General features: G+C 45.6%; 20 protein-coding genes. 12 read left to right on the forward strand and 8 right to left on the reverse strand.

What is annotated here, in order from left to right; translation table 11 throughout:
- Positions 1-4: 4 nt before the first annotated feature.
- Complete coding sequence (locus JNK13_03570; protein MBL7661813.1) at positions 5-1,879, forward strand: hypothetical protein; 1,875 nt, start codon at positions 5-7, stop codon at positions 1,877-1,879.
- 78 nt (positions 1,880-1,957) lie between these two features.
- On the opposite strand, the gene JNK13_03575 is transcribed toward JNK13_03570, so the two are convergent.
- The 3 genes from JNK13_03575 to thiC all read right to left on the reverse strand — a co-directional run bounded on the left by JNK13_03575 (position 1,958) and on the right by thiC (position 4,487).
- Positions 1,958-2,584: a TetR/AcrR family transcriptional regulator gene (locus JNK13_03575; protein ID MBL7661814.1), complete on the reverse strand. Its 627-nt coding sequence runs from the start codon at positions 2,582-2,584 to the stop codon at positions 1,958-1,960.
- Between the two features lie 11 nt (positions 2,585-2,595).
- A complete protein-coding gene (locus JNK13_03580; GenBank protein ID MBL7661815.1) occupies positions 2,596-2,931 on the reverse strand; it encodes an integration host factor subunit alpha in 336 nt (111 codons plus the stop codon).
- Between the two features lie 137 nt (positions 2,932-3,068).
- Positions 3,069-4,487: a phosphomethylpyrimidine synthase ThiC gene (gene thiC, locus JNK13_03585; GenBank protein ID MBL7661816.1), complete on the reverse strand. Its 1,419-nt coding sequence runs from the start codon at positions 4,485-4,487 to the stop codon at positions 3,069-3,071.
- A gap of 129 nt (positions 4,488-4,616) precedes the next feature.
- Here thiC and JNK13_03590 point away from each other — a divergent pair, with 129 nt between their 5' ends.
- On the forward strand, positions 4,617-5,492 hold the full coding sequence (locus tag JNK13_03590; protein MBL7661817.1) for a UbiA family prenyltransferase: 876 nt from the start codon (positions 4,617-4,619) through the stop codon (positions 5,490-5,492).
- A 163-nt stretch (positions 5,493-5,655) separates the two neighbouring features.
- Here the strand turns inward: JNK13_03590 and JNK13_03595 are convergent, their stop codons facing one another.
- Entirely contained in the window at positions 5,656-6,480 is an 825-nt protein-coding gene (locus JNK13_03595) for a hypothetical protein (protein MBL7661818.1), read from the reverse strand.
- 12 nt (positions 6,481-6,492) lie between these two features.
- Positions 6,493-6,747: a CDGSH iron-sulfur domain-containing protein gene (locus JNK13_03600; GenBank protein MBL7661819.1), complete on the reverse strand. Its 255-nt coding sequence runs from the start codon at positions 6,745-6,747 to the stop codon at positions 6,493-6,495.
- Positions 6,748-6,792: 45 nt separating this feature from the next.
- On the opposite strand from JNK13_03600, the gene trmB reads away from it, so the two are divergent.
- On the forward strand, positions 6,793-7,494 hold the full coding sequence (trmB, locus tag JNK13_03605) for a tRNA (guanosine(46)-N7)-methyltransferase TrmB (protein ID MBL7661820.1): 702 nt from the start codon (positions 6,793-6,795) through the stop codon (positions 7,492-7,494).
- A gap of 30 nt (positions 7,495-7,524) precedes the next feature.
- Here trmB and JNK13_03610 read toward each other — a convergent pair whose 3' ends face one another.
- Positions 7,525-7,740 carry a hypothetical protein gene (locus JNK13_03610; GenBank protein ID MBL7661821.1) on the reverse strand — a complete coding sequence of 72 codons (216 nt, stop codon included), beginning with the start codon at positions 7,738-7,740 and terminating at the stop codon, positions 7,525-7,527.
- Between the two features lie 154 nt (positions 7,741-7,894).
- On the opposite strand from JNK13_03610, the gene JNK13_03615 reads away from it, so the two are divergent.
- Positions 7,895-8,740 carry an FAD-dependent thymidylate synthase gene (locus JNK13_03615; protein ID MBL7661822.1) on the forward strand — a complete coding sequence of 282 codons (846 nt, stop codon included), beginning with the start codon at positions 7,895-7,897 and terminating at the stop codon, positions 8,738-8,740.
- Between the two features lie 249 nt (positions 8,741-8,989).
- A complete protein-coding gene (locus tag JNK13_03620) occupies positions 8,990-9,538 on the forward strand; it encodes a DNA-3-methyladenine glycosylase (protein MBL7661823.1) in 549 nt (182 codons plus the stop codon).
- On the opposite strand, the gene JNK13_03625 is transcribed toward JNK13_03620, so the two are convergent.
- The gene (locus JNK13_03625; protein MBL7661824.1) at positions 9,502-9,783 is read right to left on the reverse strand and encodes a hypothetical protein; all 282 of its coding nucleotides are present in this window, start codon (positions 9,781-9,783) and stop codon (positions 9,502-9,504) included. The genes JNK13_03620 and JNK13_03625 overlap by 37 nt on opposite strands.
- 395 nt (positions 9,784-10,178) lie before the next feature.
- On the opposite strand from JNK13_03625, the gene JNK13_03630 reads away from it, so the two are divergent.
- Positions 10,179-11,525, forward strand: coding sequence for a VCBS repeat-containing protein (locus JNK13_03630; protein MBL7661825.1), 1,347 nt, complete (start codon positions 10,179-10,181; stop codon positions 11,523-11,525).
- A 52-nt stretch (positions 11,526-11,577) separates the two neighbouring features.
- Here JNK13_03630 and JNK13_03635 read toward each other — a convergent pair whose 3' ends face one another.
- The gene (locus JNK13_03635) at positions 11,578-12,018 is read right to left on the reverse strand and encodes a single-stranded DNA-binding protein (GenBank protein MBL7661826.1); all 441 of its coding nucleotides are present in this window, start codon (positions 12,016-12,018) and stop codon (positions 11,578-11,580) included.
- A 180-nt stretch (positions 12,019-12,198) separates the two neighbouring features.
- Here JNK13_03635 and JNK13_03640 point away from each other — a divergent pair, with 180 nt between their 5' ends.
- The 6 genes from JNK13_03640 (at position 12,199) to nrdR (ending at position 15,910) form a co-directional block, all read left to right on the forward strand.
- Positions 12,199-12,756, forward strand: a complete 558-nt coding sequence (locus JNK13_03640) for a DUF177 domain-containing protein (GenBank protein MBL7661827.1) — start codon at positions 12,199-12,201, stop codon at positions 12,754-12,756.
- Between the two features lie 126 nt (positions 12,757-12,882).
- Complete coding sequence (gene rpmF / locus JNK13_03645; GenBank protein MBL7661828.1) at positions 12,883-13,065, forward strand: 50S ribosomal protein L32; 183 nt, start codon at positions 12,883-12,885, stop codon at positions 13,063-13,065.
- Between the two features lie 39 nt (positions 13,066-13,104).
- Entirely contained in the window at positions 13,105-14,145 is a 1,041-nt protein-coding gene (gene plsX / locus JNK13_03650; protein MBL7661829.1) for a phosphate acyltransferase PlsX, read from the forward strand.
- A 23-nt stretch (positions 14,146-14,168) separates the two neighbouring features.
- A complete protein-coding gene (gene fabG, locus JNK13_03655) occupies positions 14,169-14,909 on the forward strand; it encodes a 3-oxoacyl-[acyl-carrier-protein] reductase (protein MBL7661830.1) in 741 nt (246 codons plus the stop codon).
- A 183-nt stretch (positions 14,910-15,092) separates the two neighbouring features.
- Positions 15,093-15,335 carry an acyl carrier protein gene (acpP, locus tag JNK13_03660; protein MBL7661831.1) on the forward strand — a complete coding sequence of 81 codons (243 nt, stop codon included), beginning with the start codon at positions 15,093-15,095 and terminating at the stop codon, positions 15,333-15,335.
- A 122-nt stretch (positions 15,336-15,457) separates the two neighbouring features.
- On the forward strand, positions 15,458-15,910 hold the full coding sequence (gene nrdR, locus JNK13_03665) for a transcriptional repressor NrdR (protein ID MBL7661832.1): 453 nt from the start codon (positions 15,458-15,460) through the stop codon (positions 15,908-15,910).
- Positions 15,911-15,925 lie beyond the last annotated feature (15 nt).

Below are 15,925 nucleotides of genomic sequence, written 5' to 3' on the forward strand. Positions count from 1 at the left end.
CGCAATGTTTCATTTCATCAAAAAATTAACCTTAATAATGTTTGCAATGCTGACCTTTCCGTTGTCTAGCTTTGCGCTTGATTACGTTTTCCAGTGGGCACCAGCTCCTGGTAGCTATAACCCGACAGCGGGTGAGGCAAAACTTTTCAAGGCCCGCTACAGTGAAGATACCAAAGAGTTCTATTGGTATGTCAATTTCGGACCAGCCCCAGCAACTGGTAAACTACCCAATGGTTATCACTTTGTAGTTAATGACGGCCCAAATCCAAAACCTTTTGCAGGCACTTTGGCAGCAATTTATTTTGATGCTGTTGATTTGAACAATCCAAAAGTAACAGTTTATGGATACAATGGAACTGCCTCAGAAAGTTCATACCGTGATGGATCAAGCCAAGCTGGCACGCAAATTCCTGACCGTATAGCATCGTCGATTTTGGATTCAAGCTGGGTCAAGGAAATTTCCGTTACAAATGAAGTCGATGGAACACGAACATTTGTATTAAAAATTGATACAACCCAAATCAATGCACACACACCACTATATCCAGACCCTGACGGGGATGCATGGGAAGGTATAACTTTTGCTAAGAAAATCGGAATGTGGTTTCACCCGCGCCACGGCTTAAGTACAGCATATGATAATGGATATCTTACAACATGGGGCTATCAAACTGGTGGATGGTATGACACTGATAATCAAACAGCCAATGTCATTCCGTATTGCAGCGTAGAACATGAGTCTACTGTGTTGCATGTGGGAGACACCTTCTTAAGTGAATTTAAGGCGGCTGATCCTGATGGCGATAAGCTCAAAGTAACTTATGCTGGACTTCCTCCTGGAGCGACAACATCAATTCCGAACAATTCAATTGAAAAATCTCCATTGGCGGGAACTATCTCCTGGACTCCTGGACTTGGAGATATCGGTAGCATGTATGAGATTTTGCTATCATTCATGGAAGTAGGCGGAAGCTATTTAGAAACGGCTACATGTAGAATGAAAGTTTCTGTTGAAAATCGTGCACCACGCTGCTCAAGCGGTACAAGTGGCGGTTATGCTGGCGCTTGCACAGGTTACGACACAATTATTAATCTTGATGGCAGTGCTTCGGTTGACCCGGACGGTGGTAGTTTAACCTATCGTTGGGAGACAGACTGCGCAAGCTCAACATTAGCCAATGCGCAATCTGTAAATCCGACATTGACTTTAACCTTACCTGGTAAGGGTATCGATCAAGAATGTAGCGTTAGATTGCTAGTCTCTGATGGCGTCGAGGAAACCGACTGTGGATCGGAAGTAAATGTCCCAGCCTGTCCGGTCGATTGCTTTGGCGTGCCGTTTGGTGACAGTAAGCGCGATCGCTGCGGCGTTTGCGATGGAGATGGTAAGTCTTGCTTAGGCTGCGAAACTCTAGATATTTCCCAAACCCTTTTAGGTGCTGACGGTAACGCTTCAAATGCAAACCGCCAAGTGCGTAACGCCGCCAAGCGCTACGTTCAAGCCGCAACTAAAAGGTATAAGCGTGGAAGTAAGCTAAATAGTGCCAAGAAAAAAGCCGATCAAACTTCCAAGGCTGCAACTTCAGACTACTCATTATTCTGGACGACAAACTGGATTGATATTTCAGCGACATTTATGTTCTGCTCAAATTCACAGTTCTGCGTGTCTGTATCTGAAACAGCAAATAAAGAATTGCTGCGTGTCTTAGCAAAAAAGCAACTTGACCGTGTTAATGCTTTGATGAAAAGTATCAAGAGTATACAAGGTGGTAGACTTTCGAAGACCGATCAAAAGATCATTAAAAACGCGCAAAAGCTTTATAATGATACGCTCAAGGACATTAACCAAATTCCTGATGAGCAAAGTGCTTGCCCGTAAGTAAGTAGGGTAAAGCTAAACCTCAAAAGCCGTTACAGCAAAAACTGTAGCGGCTTTTTTTATTTACACGCAGTTGTTTTACTTCTTGTGTTTCTTTTGCGGAGCTTTAAGCGCAGCTAGACAGGCTTGGGCAATTACTGGGGCAATTTCTGAAGGTTTAGTTTTGGTAAAACCTTCAAGCCAGTCCCGCACATAACTTAGTGGTATGCCAAAGAGAATGTTCCAGACAATTTCAGCTTCATAGTGAGCCATATCGCCGCGCTTCATTGCACCGCGAATCAGTCTGGCAAGCTTGCGCCCGAGACTATCAAAACCAACAGTGGTTGGGGTTGAAATCTTTTGCGATAAAAATTCTGAATGCCTCGAGAGCCAAAGGTATCGTGAAAGTAGTTCCTGGTCTTCTGCGAATTTTAGGAATGCAATAATCACCTTAGGTAGGGCTTCTTCGAAGTTTTCTCCTTCGCTAAAAGAATTATCAAGCGCTAGTCTAAATTGCTGAATTCCAGCCTTATAGAGGCAAGATGCAATTTCTTCTTTATTAAGGAAGTGGTGATAAATAGAACCGACACTGCAGCGGGAAGTCTTAGAGATATCAGGTACATTGGTGTTGAAATATCCTTGCCCAACGAAGAGTTTTAAAGATGCATCAAGGATTCGCTCGCGCGGGCCTTGATCGTCTGGCTGGGGGATTTCGGTTGTGCTCATGAATAGTTGATTTAGTAATCGTCGTCCTTGCCGCCGCTAGGATCAACTCCACCGTTGAGATCTTTACGCAAAATCTGGCTAGGTTTGAATTTCACATTGTTGCGCGGAGCAAGCACAATGCGGTCTCCAGTTTGAGGGTTTCTACCTGGGCGCGCCTTCTTTTTCTTGACTTCAAATACACCGAAGCCAGAAATCATGACCTTATCGTCACGCGCCAAACCTTCTTTAATGGTTTCGATTAAATCTTCAACAAGTTGAGTAGCCTTCTGCTTATCGAAAGGAAGGTTGTCATACACAGAGTCGATTAAATCAGCTTTAGTAAGACAGCCCTTATCTTTTTGTTCCATACGGCCTTCATCCTCTTTAAAAATGAGCACTTAACGGATAGCTCAAAATACCCTAGGTGACAACTATAAGTAAACTCATAACTGTATGAAATTTAAGCTTTATTTTCCTAAACAACCCTTAATGAAACATGCCAGTACTAGGCTACAGGTGCCGATTCAAGCGTATTTGCGCCTGAATTAAGCTGTCCGCGGGCCCAGTTTTTTACCTCTTCACTAATGCGCATGGAGCAGAATTTAGGTCCGCACATTGCACAGAAATGGGCCGTTTTAAAGTAAGGGTCGGGAAGAGTCTCGTCATGTCTGGAGCGTGCCATCTCAGGGTCAAGTGAGAGTTCAAACTGCTTTTCCCAGTCAAAGCCATAACGGGCAGTTGAGAGCGCGTCATCACGGTCACGAGCTCCTGGACGCTTGCGTGCGATGTCAGCCGCATGCGCAGCGATTTTGTAGGCAATGATGCCAGCGCGCACATCTTCAGCATTTGGTAAGGTGAGGTGCTCAGCCGGCGTTACATAACAAAGCATTGCTGCGCCATGCCAGCCAGCTACAGCTGCGCCAATTGCCGAAGTGATATGATCGTAGCCCGGGGCGATATCAGTGACAAGTGGACCGAGCACGTAAAATGGTGCGCCATGGCACCACTCGATTTGTTTCTCAACGTTCATTTGGATTTGATCGAGCGGCACGTGTCCCGGGCCTTCGACCATCACCTGTACGTCTTTTTCCCAGGCCCGCAGTGTTAAGTCTCCTAAAACTTTTAGTTCAGCAAATTGCGCGGCATCGGAAGCATCAGCTAGGCAACCGGGACGTAAACTGTCACCCAGAGAAATACTAACGTCGTAGCGCCGTAAAATTTCGAGCACATCGTCGTAAAATTCAAAAAGCGGGTTTTGGCGACGATGGTGCATCATCCACTGGGCAATTAAGCTTCCGCCGCGGCTGACGATCCCGGTAATGCGATTGGCGACAAGTGGCAAGTGTTCGAGCAAAATACCACAGTGTAGCGTCATGTAGTCTACGCCTTGCTCAGCCTGGCGTTCGATTACGGCCAATAAATCATCGATTGATAAATCAAGCGGGTCTTTTACGCCTTCAATTGCTTCATAGATTGGCACGGTGCCGATTGGCACTGTTGAATTGCGCAGTATCGCTTCGCGAATGGGGATAATGTTTTTCCCGGTTGATAAGTCCATCACCGTATCTGCGCCGTGATGAATTGCAAGTTTTAATTTATTCACTTCCTCATCTAGTCCTGAGGAAACAGGCGAGTTACCGATATTGGCATTGATCTTACAGGTTGAATTAATACCAATCGCCATTGGTTCAAGTTCGAGATGTTTAATGTTTGCGGGGATGATTAAGCGGCCGCTTGCGATTTCAGCACGAATAAATTCGCTGCTGACTTTTTCGCGTAGAGCAACGTGTTCCATTTCTGGCGTAATTACTCCGGCGCGGGCGTACTTAAGTTGCGTCGGTGTGGGGTCGGATTTACGTACGGCAACCCAGTCTTTGCGTAATTCTTTGACGCCATATTCATTTGCGCTAGTGCCAAACTGCATACTGATCTCCCTTCGAACTTCAAATAAATTTTAGCTAACCTAGCACATAAACTGCTTGTTTTGAAAATACGTAACAATGATGACAAATACATCTGCTATCTGTATATCAGTTAGCCTAAGGTAATTGTAATGTTTAAGGACTATCTAAAAAAATACTCTGAATTGGTTGTTTTCCCGCACACAGTCTTTGCTTTGCCTTTTGCCTTGGCCGCATTTTTCCTTTCATTACGTGGGGACTCGGCCGCTGCGCCAATCCCACTCTCTGTCGTCAAGTTAGTATTAATTATTGTGGCTGTGATTGCCGCGCGCACTGCCGCGATGGCTTTTAATCGTCTGGTTGATGCTGACTACGATGCAAAAAACCCGCGAACTGCTGAACGACAACTCCCGCGAGGAGAGCTCAGTCAGAGACAAGTCGTAACACTTGTCGCCGGGGCTGTAGTTGTTTTCCTACTAGCTGCTTGGGCACTTGGGCGACATTGCCTAGTGCTCGCGCCAGTTGTTTTACTTGTGCTTTTTGCCTACAGCTATGCCAAACGCTACACCTCATACGCGCATTTGGTTTTAGGCCTTGCCTTAGCGCTGGCCCCAGGCGGGGCTTGGTGGGTAATGCGTCCTGAAGTTAATGGCACGCCCTTACTGTTAATGTTTAGTGTATTATTTTGGGTTGCAGGCTTTGATATTATTTATTCTTGTCAGGACAAAGAATTTGATGCCTCACAGGGGCTACACTCACTTCCGGTCAAGCTTGGTGTTGAGCAAGCATTAAAACTAGCAGCGGTCTTACATTGTATTTGCCTGATGGCGCTTTTTCTAGTCGGGGCCTGGATGGAGTTTGGACGTCTTTATTTTGCCGGGGTTGCCTGTTTAGGATTGATTTTAATCTCCCAACATCTTTTAATTTCTTCAACCGACTTAAGCCGGGCCAATCGAGCATTTTTTACCTTTAATGGCTTTGTTAGTGTGGGGTATCTGTTACTGATTCTTGCCAGTCTGTATCTTTAATTTCTTAGGCTTGAACTTAGGCTTTCCCTTAACCTTAACCTTTCCCTTAACCTTATCCTTTGCCTTCCCCTTATTAAATTAGCTGTGGACTCTATTCAGGACGGGACAGATGAGGGTAAGGGTAGGTTCAAGGATAAGGGGAAGGATAAGGATAAGTTCAAGCCTAAGTTAATAGATTATATAGCGCTTCGATCACGTCGTCTTTAAGATCAAGACTGTCAGCATTAACATAGCGACTGATGTATTCACGCAGCGCTTTTTCCGTATTGCAGCTCGATCCGCGTTCGGTATTCCAACGCATGAGCTCCGGCAAAGCTTGGTCGAGATTATTTAAGCCATACTCCATCGAATTTCGCAGGATATCAGTTAATTCATCTTTGACGTATTCCGGCAGCTTTTTTCGTATCGCATTTACGCCCAACGGAATTGGAAGCTTTGTCGCTTGATGCCACCACGTCCCCAAATTTAAGACTTCATGCAGCCCATGCTCTTGATAGGAAAATTGCCCTTCATGAATCAGCAGTGCTGCATCAACCCGCTTACTTTCAAGTGCCTCGTAGACACCAGTAAATGGCACAATCGGCACAGTGATTGTTTGAAAACGATAAATCCCGTGAATGTGTAAAGCCTTATTTAAAATTAAAGCCGCGGTTGTGTGCTCGCCAGGTACAGCAATCTTAGCATCTTGAAGTTCAGTAATTTGTAAGGGTTTTAACGCAACTAAGGCGGGTCCGTAATTACGACCAACACTTGCCCCGACACGCATCATCTCGTAACGGTCCCGGATTCCACGCAAGAGTGCTGCAGAGACTGCAATAATATCCCCCTGACCACTAAGCGCACGCTGATTAAGTGTCTGAGTGTCCTCAATCCCCCACTGGAAACAATAATTTCCGGCTGAGACAAGCTCCTGTTTGAGTGCCCAAAACATCAGCATGTCGTCAGCGTCAGGGCTGTGGTAAATCGATATCAGTGGCTGAATTTCCATGTGCACAGCAGGCTAGGTCAGAGTTTTATGCGTGCCGTCACAAATTGCCCCCTTTTGGGATGCTTTGCAATTGCACAGTGCAATTTTTTTCTTTTCTTCAATCGTCACGACTTGTGGGGAAAAGCTTGAGCCCTTGTGCGAGCCGTCGCAAAAGGGTTGGTTTTTGCTCTGCCCACAGGCGCACCAATGATATGTTCCAGGTTCAAGTTCAAGCACCGCGGGGCGTTTATCAAAACAGACGGGTTTGGCGGTGGTGTGATTTGCCATTCTGGGCACTCCTCGGTAAATAGTTGATTTGAACACAGTATATCCATGGAGTCATATCTTAAACAAGTCAAACGCAGACGAACGCGCTTAGAGATTTTAACGCGTAATCCCGTCAATCCCTATATTCAGCTGATCTCTGAATATCCTGACCAAATTTTAGAATTTGAAGATTTCGACAAAGATTTATTACGCTTACGTGAGTTACTACAGGGCTATTCTCGAGTAGTAGTTGAACTTGGATCTGGTTCGGGTGGGCACTTAATTGAACGCGCAAAACGCGACCCAGCAGCGCTTTGTCTTGGCTTTGAAATTCGTTTTAAACGATCTGTGCGCACTGTCGAGAAGGCCTTGAAGGGCGGAATTCGTAACCTCTGCCTCTGTCGTGTAGATGCGCGTATTGTTGATGACTTGCTCGGGCCCAATTCGGTAGATGATCTCTATGTAAATTTCCCAGACCCTTGGCCACGACGCCGTTCTGAGAAAAACCGACTGCTACGCGGAGAATTTTGGAATAGTTTGCACACTATTTTAAAGCCCCAGGCTAAATTTTATTTTAAGACTGACAATGACCAGTATTTTTCTGCCGTTCTTTCGGAATTAAGTGCGCTTGAGAAATTCAAAATCCTTGGCCAAACTCTGGACCTGCACGCTAGCCCCTATAATACAACAAACGTAGTTACGGAATTTGAAAAGTTATTTCTGTCACAAGGCGAGAAGATTAAATTTTTAGAGGCAATTAAGGTTTGACGCTCAGGCCGAGGCCCCGCCGAAAACTCACTATTTTGTTCCGGCGGCATCACAATCAAGGACCGTTCCGCATTCTGTCCACTGGGCAGAATCCTTGCCCTTAGTGTTGACAGATTCAGTCAGAGCTTTTACAGCGATGAGCCCGGCTAGAACCATGAAAGCGACGAAAAACGATTCAAAAACCGCTGTCGTCGAGCCACGCTCGTTTGCAAAATACCTCTTAGAATCAGCGAAAATCATCTTCACTTGCAGAAAGGGTCCTCAGTGGTATTAACCCACAGCATAATATCATGGGTTTTACCTATGTAGTGTCGACATTTTCGACGAGAAACATTAGAGTTGGCGCGAGATTTGAGCTCAGGCATTTTAAACTGACAACATGTTGTAATTATGGAGATTTATGCCCAAGAATGAAGTTACTTATCCAGAGGGAGCGATCAAAGTATTAGATAAGGGTTTTGTGCGCCTAGTTGATGTGATGGGCGATGATTCGTCAATCGTGCAGGCAGCGCGGGTTTCTTATGCGAAAGGAACTAAGACCGTATCGGAAGATGAGGGGCTAATTCGCTATTTGATGCGCCATCACCATACAACGCCATTTGAAATGGTTGAGTTTAAATTTCATTGCCGCATGCCAATCTTTGTCGCGCGTCAGTGGATTCGCCATCGCACAGCAAACGTTAATGAAATGAGTGGACGCTACAGTGAAATGCCGGATTGGTTTTATGAGCCGACTGCAGAACTTTGCACCACGCAATCAATGCAAAATCGCCAAGGCGGCACAGGCGAGACGGTTGAAGGGGCTGACGATGTGGCGACAAGCTTTACTACGGCTCAGGATAAAATTTATGCCGATTATGAAATGTATCTACAAAAAAATCTGCGCCGCGAACTTGCCCGCGTCAATCTACCGGTGAGCTTATACACCGAGTGGTATTGGAAAATAGATTTACACAATTTGTTCCACTTTTTGCGTTTGCGGATTGACCCGCATGCGCAATACGAAATTCGAGTCTACGCCGAAGCGATGGCTAAGGTCGTTGCTGAACGAGTGCCAATGGCCTGGCAGGCCTTTGAAGACTATGTAATTAATGCCGCGCATTTTTCTCGACTTGAGATTTCTGTGTTGCAAGATATTTTAAAGGGAACGCGCTTAACGCGCGAAGAAATCGAGAGTCGCTTCCAGAATAAGCGCGAACGCGGGGAGTTTATTGCTCGGCTGGAGGCTTTTGGTTATAAACTCTAATTAAGTCCGATCTTGACTCAACCTCGGAGTTAATCAGAGTTTCCTTAGGCATTTTTATTTTAATTTAGGAGTTATGTGAGATGGCATCGCCAACCAAACAAACCGAAACAGTCCGTAAACGTAAGGCGCAAAAGCGTAAAGAAAAGCGTTACAAAAAAGAAAAGAAAAAAGCTCGTAAGCGTACAAAGAAAAGTAAGTAGAAAAACGCTTCCGTCCTCGTCGCGGAAGCGCGAACTTTTTGACCCGCAACTGCAAACGCCAAAAGTAGCGCAATTGCTACTTGGCGCTTTGCTTATTCATGATACTCCACAAGGCACGACTGCCGGCCGTATCGTTGAAACGGAAGCCTATCTTTTCAAAAACGACCCAGCCTGTCATGCCCACCGTGGCCAAACAAAGCGTAATGCTGTGATGTTTGGGCCAGCTGGTAGGGCCTACGTCTATCTCTGTTATGGCATGTATGAGTTGTTTAACGTCGTTACCAACCGAGAGGGAGTGGGCGAGGCTGTTTTGATTCGGGCGCTCGAGCCGCTGGTCGGTATTGAGATAATGCAAAAGCGTCGCCGGCAGAAATCATTGCGACAGCTTTGTTCGGGGCCGGGAAAACTAGTGCAGGCCATGGGCATCAGGCGACAACAATCAGGACAAGAGTTATCGAGCGGAAACTTGCGAATTGAGCTGCCGCGTCCCGCTAGACGTCAAAAAATTACAAGGACCAAACGCATCGGCATCACGCAAGGTGCTGAGCTCAATTTGCGCTATTATTTATCTGGCTCGGAGTTTGTTTCGGCAGTTTGATCAGAGCTATCAGTATTCGCTTGGCAATTTTTCGCGCGTACTTTTTGGGTAATACCCATTCCAATCAATAGTGGAGTTACGAAGATGCAGAGTGGGCAAACTGCGCCTGAGATCATTGCGCCGCCTAGACCTAAGGCTCCGACCCCAGCGCCAAGTCCAAGGCAAGCGTTCCCTTCAGAATTTAGTTTGTCGCTTTGCGGCCGACTACTGACATTCGGTTGAGTGTTATTTTGCTGATCTGACATGCTTGTGATTATACCTTGTCTGGCAGGAAATGAGCGCTAAAAAAGTCCTAAAAAGTCCCCAAAAAGGAGACTAAATCGGCGTTTCAGTCTCCGGGAGCGCTTTCTAAGCGCTCCTTAGAGCAATTCACTATTCGCTACATAGAATCGTGAATTGCTCTAAGTAACTAAAAACACTATTCAATTTAATTTCAACTAATAAAAAACCACATTTCTACCGAAAATAATTTTAGACTCTACGCACAAGCTGTCCCAAACCGGACGATAATTATTAGGGGACAGGTAAGGAGCGACCGAACATTGCCTGAGCGATTTTTTGAGTAGACTCCGCAAGTCGGGCACGAATTTTGCACTACTTATTGTTTAGATAGATTTCCTCAAGGTGAAACATGCGATTAATGTATAAAACAGTAACAATCGGATTATTTGGCTTGGCCAATTTTGTAGTTTCAATTGGAAACGCAAGTGCTACTCCAGGCGACTACACCGGTGATACGCAATCTGAGTCCGTACTGGCAGCAATTGACGAAACAGCTGGCATTACAAATTTCTACATCCGCGACAACTCACAACATACAGCTACAACTGTAAGCTTTAACACCGCAGCCTCTGCGCTTGTTCCCGCAGATTTTAACGGAGACGGAAAAGTCGATCCAACGATTGTAAAAGTCCTTCCCGATACGAATCTAGAGTGGCGTGCCAATATTCTAGGCCAAGAAGTAAAGACCCTGTTTGGTTTAAACGGCGACCAACCGCTTGCCGGAGACGTTGACTGTGACGGTAAAGCAGATCTTGTCGTTGCTCGACGCGGCAGTAGCGACATCTACTGGTATATCCGCAAATCTACAACGACCGAAACTGTTGAAATCAAATACGGCAAACTCAATGACACTAAGCCATTTCTCGCCGATATGAATGGTGATGGTTGTCAGGATTTGGTGATCTCGCGCAATAATGAAAACCAACTTTATTGGGCAACGCGCAATCTCTCCGGTAGCTACGATGAGCGCATTTTCTGGGGTGTACCTGGTAGCGATATTCCGCTTTCACCGCTCGATATTAACGCCGACGGCATCGCGGATGTGATGATCACGCGAGTAGAAAACGGACGCCAAATGGTTTATGCGCGGACCTCACAAGGGGCTGTGATTAAGGATCTAGGGCCAGCTGGAGTTGTGCCGATGGTTGGTGCTTTTGCCGCAGGCGATAATCAAAATTATTTTGCAACATATCAACCTGGCACTGCCGGTGCAAACAGCAAATTTACTCTTAAATTGCCAGCTGGTGATACGGTATTTGAATACGGAAATGCCGCAAATATTTTAGTGCGACCAGATGGCACTGTTGTTAATCCGAGTGATATTATCGTTGAGGTTGGTGAGTGTAAAAATCTAGTTTCAATCTCAAAATTACATAACGTGCTCTACAAACCATCAAATCTGCACGGTGGACGTGGACCGACATTAATCATTAATAACAAGTCTGAAAAAACAGGACTGCGCACAGTAGAAATTCGTGATGTTAAATGCCGTAAAATTTCTGCCTTTGGCTTATATCGTGATGACAAACCTTGGGGCGCCCGTCACTATCAGCGCACTGGTAAGGGTGGAAAACACACAGCTAACCAGCTCCTTGCTCTTGCAAAGAAAGCTGGCAGCACTAAAATCCTCATTCGCGGTAAGGGCAAGTGGATTGTCGTGGACAATCCACTTAATCGTCAGGGTAAAGTTAAGAAATCAAAGTAGCGAAGCTTGCCTGAGTTCGACTGGCTATAGATCCAAACTTACTCAGAGTTTCTCAAAATGGAATTTCATCATCATCAAATGAAATTGAGTCGAGCGGAGCAGGATTTCTAGCTGCCTCAGCAGTTACAGCCCCCTCGGTGGCAGCTCCCGCAGCTTGACCTTTGCCGCCCATGAAGGTGACGTTAGCAGCCACGACTTCTGTGGTGTAGCGATCTTTACCTTCTTTATCTTGCCACTTTCTGGTTTGGAGCTTTCCTTCAACAAGAATTTTACTGCCTTTGGAAAGATACTGCGCGCACTTCTCTGCAACTTTTCCCCAAGCAACAATTGAGTGCCATTCAGTTTGTTCTGTCCACTCGCCGGTTGATGCGTTTTTGCGTCGCTCGCTTGTGGCGATACGCATGGAACAAACAGCGTTTTGGTTTTGGGTGTAACGCATTTCTGGGTCTTGGCCGAGATTGCCGATCAGAAAAACACGATTCAGCGAGGACATAATATAAACTCCTTAGTCGAAATAATGATTAGTCTTTAAATACATCGAATCAGATAAATTACAAATAGCACCGTGCAGCAAGATTACTCTTCCCAGCATCAGCACAGTATTTGCTCTATTATTTTCGGCCAAAATGACTGCATTGTTGCGTGATTGGCTAACAAATGTTTGTTTGCCTAAATGATTGTTAGACTTAATGATATCACACCGGAAGGCTTAGATATTTCTTTTACTCTTGATCCAGAAAAGCTCAACCAACGTGTAAATATCGATGAAACTAGCGCAAAACCTGGGACTGTAACGCAGGCGATTAATTTCCCTACCGAGCGTGAGAATTTAGCAAAAGTTTCAATGCATCTTGATTTAATCGGCAGAGATGTCTTGATTAAGGGTCGAACAGTGGCGCCTTACCAGAGCTTTTGCTCGAAGTGTCTTGAGCCAACAAAAAATTCAATTACTTCAGACTTCTATCTAACACTCAAACAACACAAGGGTAATGCGCGAGAGGATGAATTTGACGACCTCGACCTCGTATTTTTCTCTGGTGACGAGATTAATACTGAAGAAATTGCTGAGGAATATTTAATCTTGAACCTGCCGGTCGTAATTTTGTGCTCCCCCAACTGCCAGGGGCTCTGTGCCAATTGCGGAGCTAATTTAAATTTATCCCCATGTAACTGCCCTAAATCACAGGGAACTTTAGGCGAATTAATGCGGCTTAAAGGGCTAAAAATCTGAATTATCTGGGGTAGGTTGTAAAAAATCTTAAAATGCCCTATATCGGTCGCTCTTTAATAACTGCGTAGGAAATTTTTAAACGCACAAAGATATTTATATTCTTACAGATATTCAGGATTTTAAGTCATGCAAGCGCCGAAAAAGAAAATGTCAAAATCACGCCGGGATATGCGCCGCGCTCACGATGGTCTGACCTCAAGCATGTATGTAACTTGCTCAAGCTGCGGCGAGCCTAAAATGCGCCACCAAATTTGCCCTCATTGCGGGATATATCGTGGTCGTCAGTACGGCACAGTTCAAGCTTCGTAAATAATAAAGTCTTAAACTTCTCAAATCGAGTAATCTCTCTTGCTGCCAATAGCCGTTGATACAGCAGGTTCAGATCTAGGTATCAGTGCCCTAGTTGAAGGTGCTGTAGCTGCGAAAAAAGAAGCAAATGCCGATTCACTATTAATTGGTCCAGAGCAGGAAATCCTGCGCGTGCTTGAAGGCCTTGGCGCTAAAGCTCTGAATTTAGCAATCTGTGATGCTCAAGAAGTAATCACCATGGAGGATTCTCCTGCGCGCGCAGTGCGTAGCAAACAAAACTCTTCCCTAGTAAAATCATTCCAACAAGTCGTAACTGGACAAGCAGCCGCAGTGATTAGCGCCGGAAACTCTGGTGCGATGATGACAGCTGGCGTTTTACATGCCGGCTTGTTGCCTGCAATTGAACGGCCGGCAATCGCTTCGGTTGTGCCGATCGCGCGCAATCAAGAGCGTTATACCGTGGTGCTTGATGTTGGGGCCAACGTCGGTTGTAACGCGCACCACTTAGTTCAATTCGGAATCATGGGCTCAGTCTATTACCGGTCGCTTTTTAATGTGGAGCAGCCGCGTGTTGCGCTGCTTTCGAATGGCGCCGAAGCATCAAAAGGCACTGATGTGATTCGCGCCGCAGCGCATACTTTTAAAACTCTAAAAAGCGTAAACTATATCGGCTATGTCGAGGGCCGTGATTTTGGAACTGATGCCGCAGATGTTGTTGTTTGCGACGGATTTGTCGGTAATGTGATTCTCAAAACCCTGGAGGGTTGCGTGCAGATGGTTGCCGAGGAGTTGAAGCACGGAGCCAGTCAGAGCTTGCGACATAAGTTTGGATTTTGGCTTTCGCGAGATTTATTTACCGAGCTGTTTCGCGGAAAATTCGATTACCGCTCTGCTGGTGGCGCTCCGCTGTTAGGTCTCAAGGAATTGGCAATCGTGCTCCATGGATCTTCAAATCAACGCGCAGTTAAGCATGCGATTCTCAAGACCAGAGAATTTGTTGATACGAAAATGACGGAGAAAATAGAGATCGAGCTTGCCAAATTCGAAGAGAACGGCCTAGGTTTGTCACATAAAGAATAGTTCAGAAGAAAGGTTAACAAGCTATGAACGGAAAAAAAGTTGCCCTTGTTACAGGTGGATCGCGCGGCATTGGTAAAGCAATAGCGTTACGTTTAGCCCAAGATGGTTTCCACGTTGCCTTGACCTATGTGCAAGGTGCAAATTCGGCGATGGAAGTTAGCGCGGAGATTGCGCGCTTAGGCGGTTCAGCCTCAATTCATCAGTTTAACGTTGCCGACCCAGAAGCAATCGAAAACGGCGTTGCCCAGGTGCTGGAGCAATGTGGCCGGATTGATGTGCTGGTTAATAATGCAGGGATTACAGCAGATGGACTTTCCATGCGCGTCAAGCCCGAAGACTGGGACCGGGTGATTGATACAAATCTCTCTGGTGCTTTCTTTTGCGCTAAAGCCGTGATGCGTCCGATGATGAAAGAGCGCGCTGGACGAATTATTAATATTTCTTCAGTAATTGGTCAGATGGGAAATGCTGGACAAGCATCATACGCAGCGGCAAAAGCCGGTATGATTGGCTTAACAAAAAGTCTGGCTCGTGAATTAGGTAGCAGAAACATTACTGTTAATGCAGTTGCTCCAGGTTATATTGAAACTGACATGACAAATCAGCTTAACGCTGAAGTTAAAAATACAATTAAGCAGGGGATTGTCTTGGAACGCTTAGGCTCAGTTGAGGATATTGCAGCAGCAGTTTCCTTCTTAGCCGGTCCTGGATCGTCGTATATTACCGGACAAGTGCTTGCGGTGAACGGCGGGCTCTATATGTAAAAGACTGTAATTTCAATAGGTTACATATTTTTACAGCTAGCCATGAAAATACGGAATTGACTTTTTCTCGACTCTCTTTATTTTGGGAGCCTGCGCGTTGAGAGTGTTTGGGCGGAAACGCTTTGAATCGATCAACGCTAAGAACAGATTTTTATTTGATGTAATTTATTTAAGGGAGAGGCTATGTCCAACGCTGAAACTCAAGAGCGTATTAAAAATATCATTGTTGAGCAACTAGGGGTATCGCCTGAAGAGGTGAACTTAGAGGCTTCATTTACTGAAGACCTTGGTGCTGACTCACTTGGTATCGTTGAATTAATCATGGCTCTCGAAGAAGAGTACGATATCGAAATTTCAGATCAAGATGCAGAAAAAATCCGCACTGTTGGCGATGCTGTAAAATACATCGCTGAGCATACGGCATAGTTTTTTCTTTGGTAGCACCTTCTTGCCGCAGGCAATGGGCTACAGTCTTATATTTCTAAGCGCGCTCCATAAGCATCACAGATCTTATGGGCGCGTTTTTATTTTGGTCATAAGTATTATCTATGCGCTGCACTCGCTGCCATACACCTACGCGGGTAATTGATTCACGTGAAGCCCCCGATGGCCGCGCGGTGCGTCGGCGCCGCGAGTGCGAATCTTGCGACCTACGTTTCACTACCTTTGAACGTATCGAAGATAACTTTCCACTAGTAGTGAAGAAAGATGGCGGTCGACAAGAGTTTGACCGCGCTAAAATTTTCCTCGGGATTAAGAAAGCTTGTGAGAAACGCCCTGTCAGTGTTGAGAAAATGGAACAGGCTGCGCGAGATATCGAGGCCAAGATTATCGAGCCTGGGGAAAAAGAAATTGCCTCAACCGCAATTGGGGAACTTGTGATGGATAAATTGCGCCTGCTTGACCCAGTCGCCTATGTGCGTTTTGCTTCGGTTTACCGGGAGTTCTCTGATGTCAAAGAATTCATGGATACGCTCAAGAGTCTTAAGCAAAAAGAGTAATTGATCTTCGAGAAA

The organism is bacterium (genome assembly GCA_016786595.1).
Taxonomy (GTDB): Bacteria; Bdellovibrionota_C; UBA2361; order SZUA-149; family JAEUWB01; genus JAEUWB01.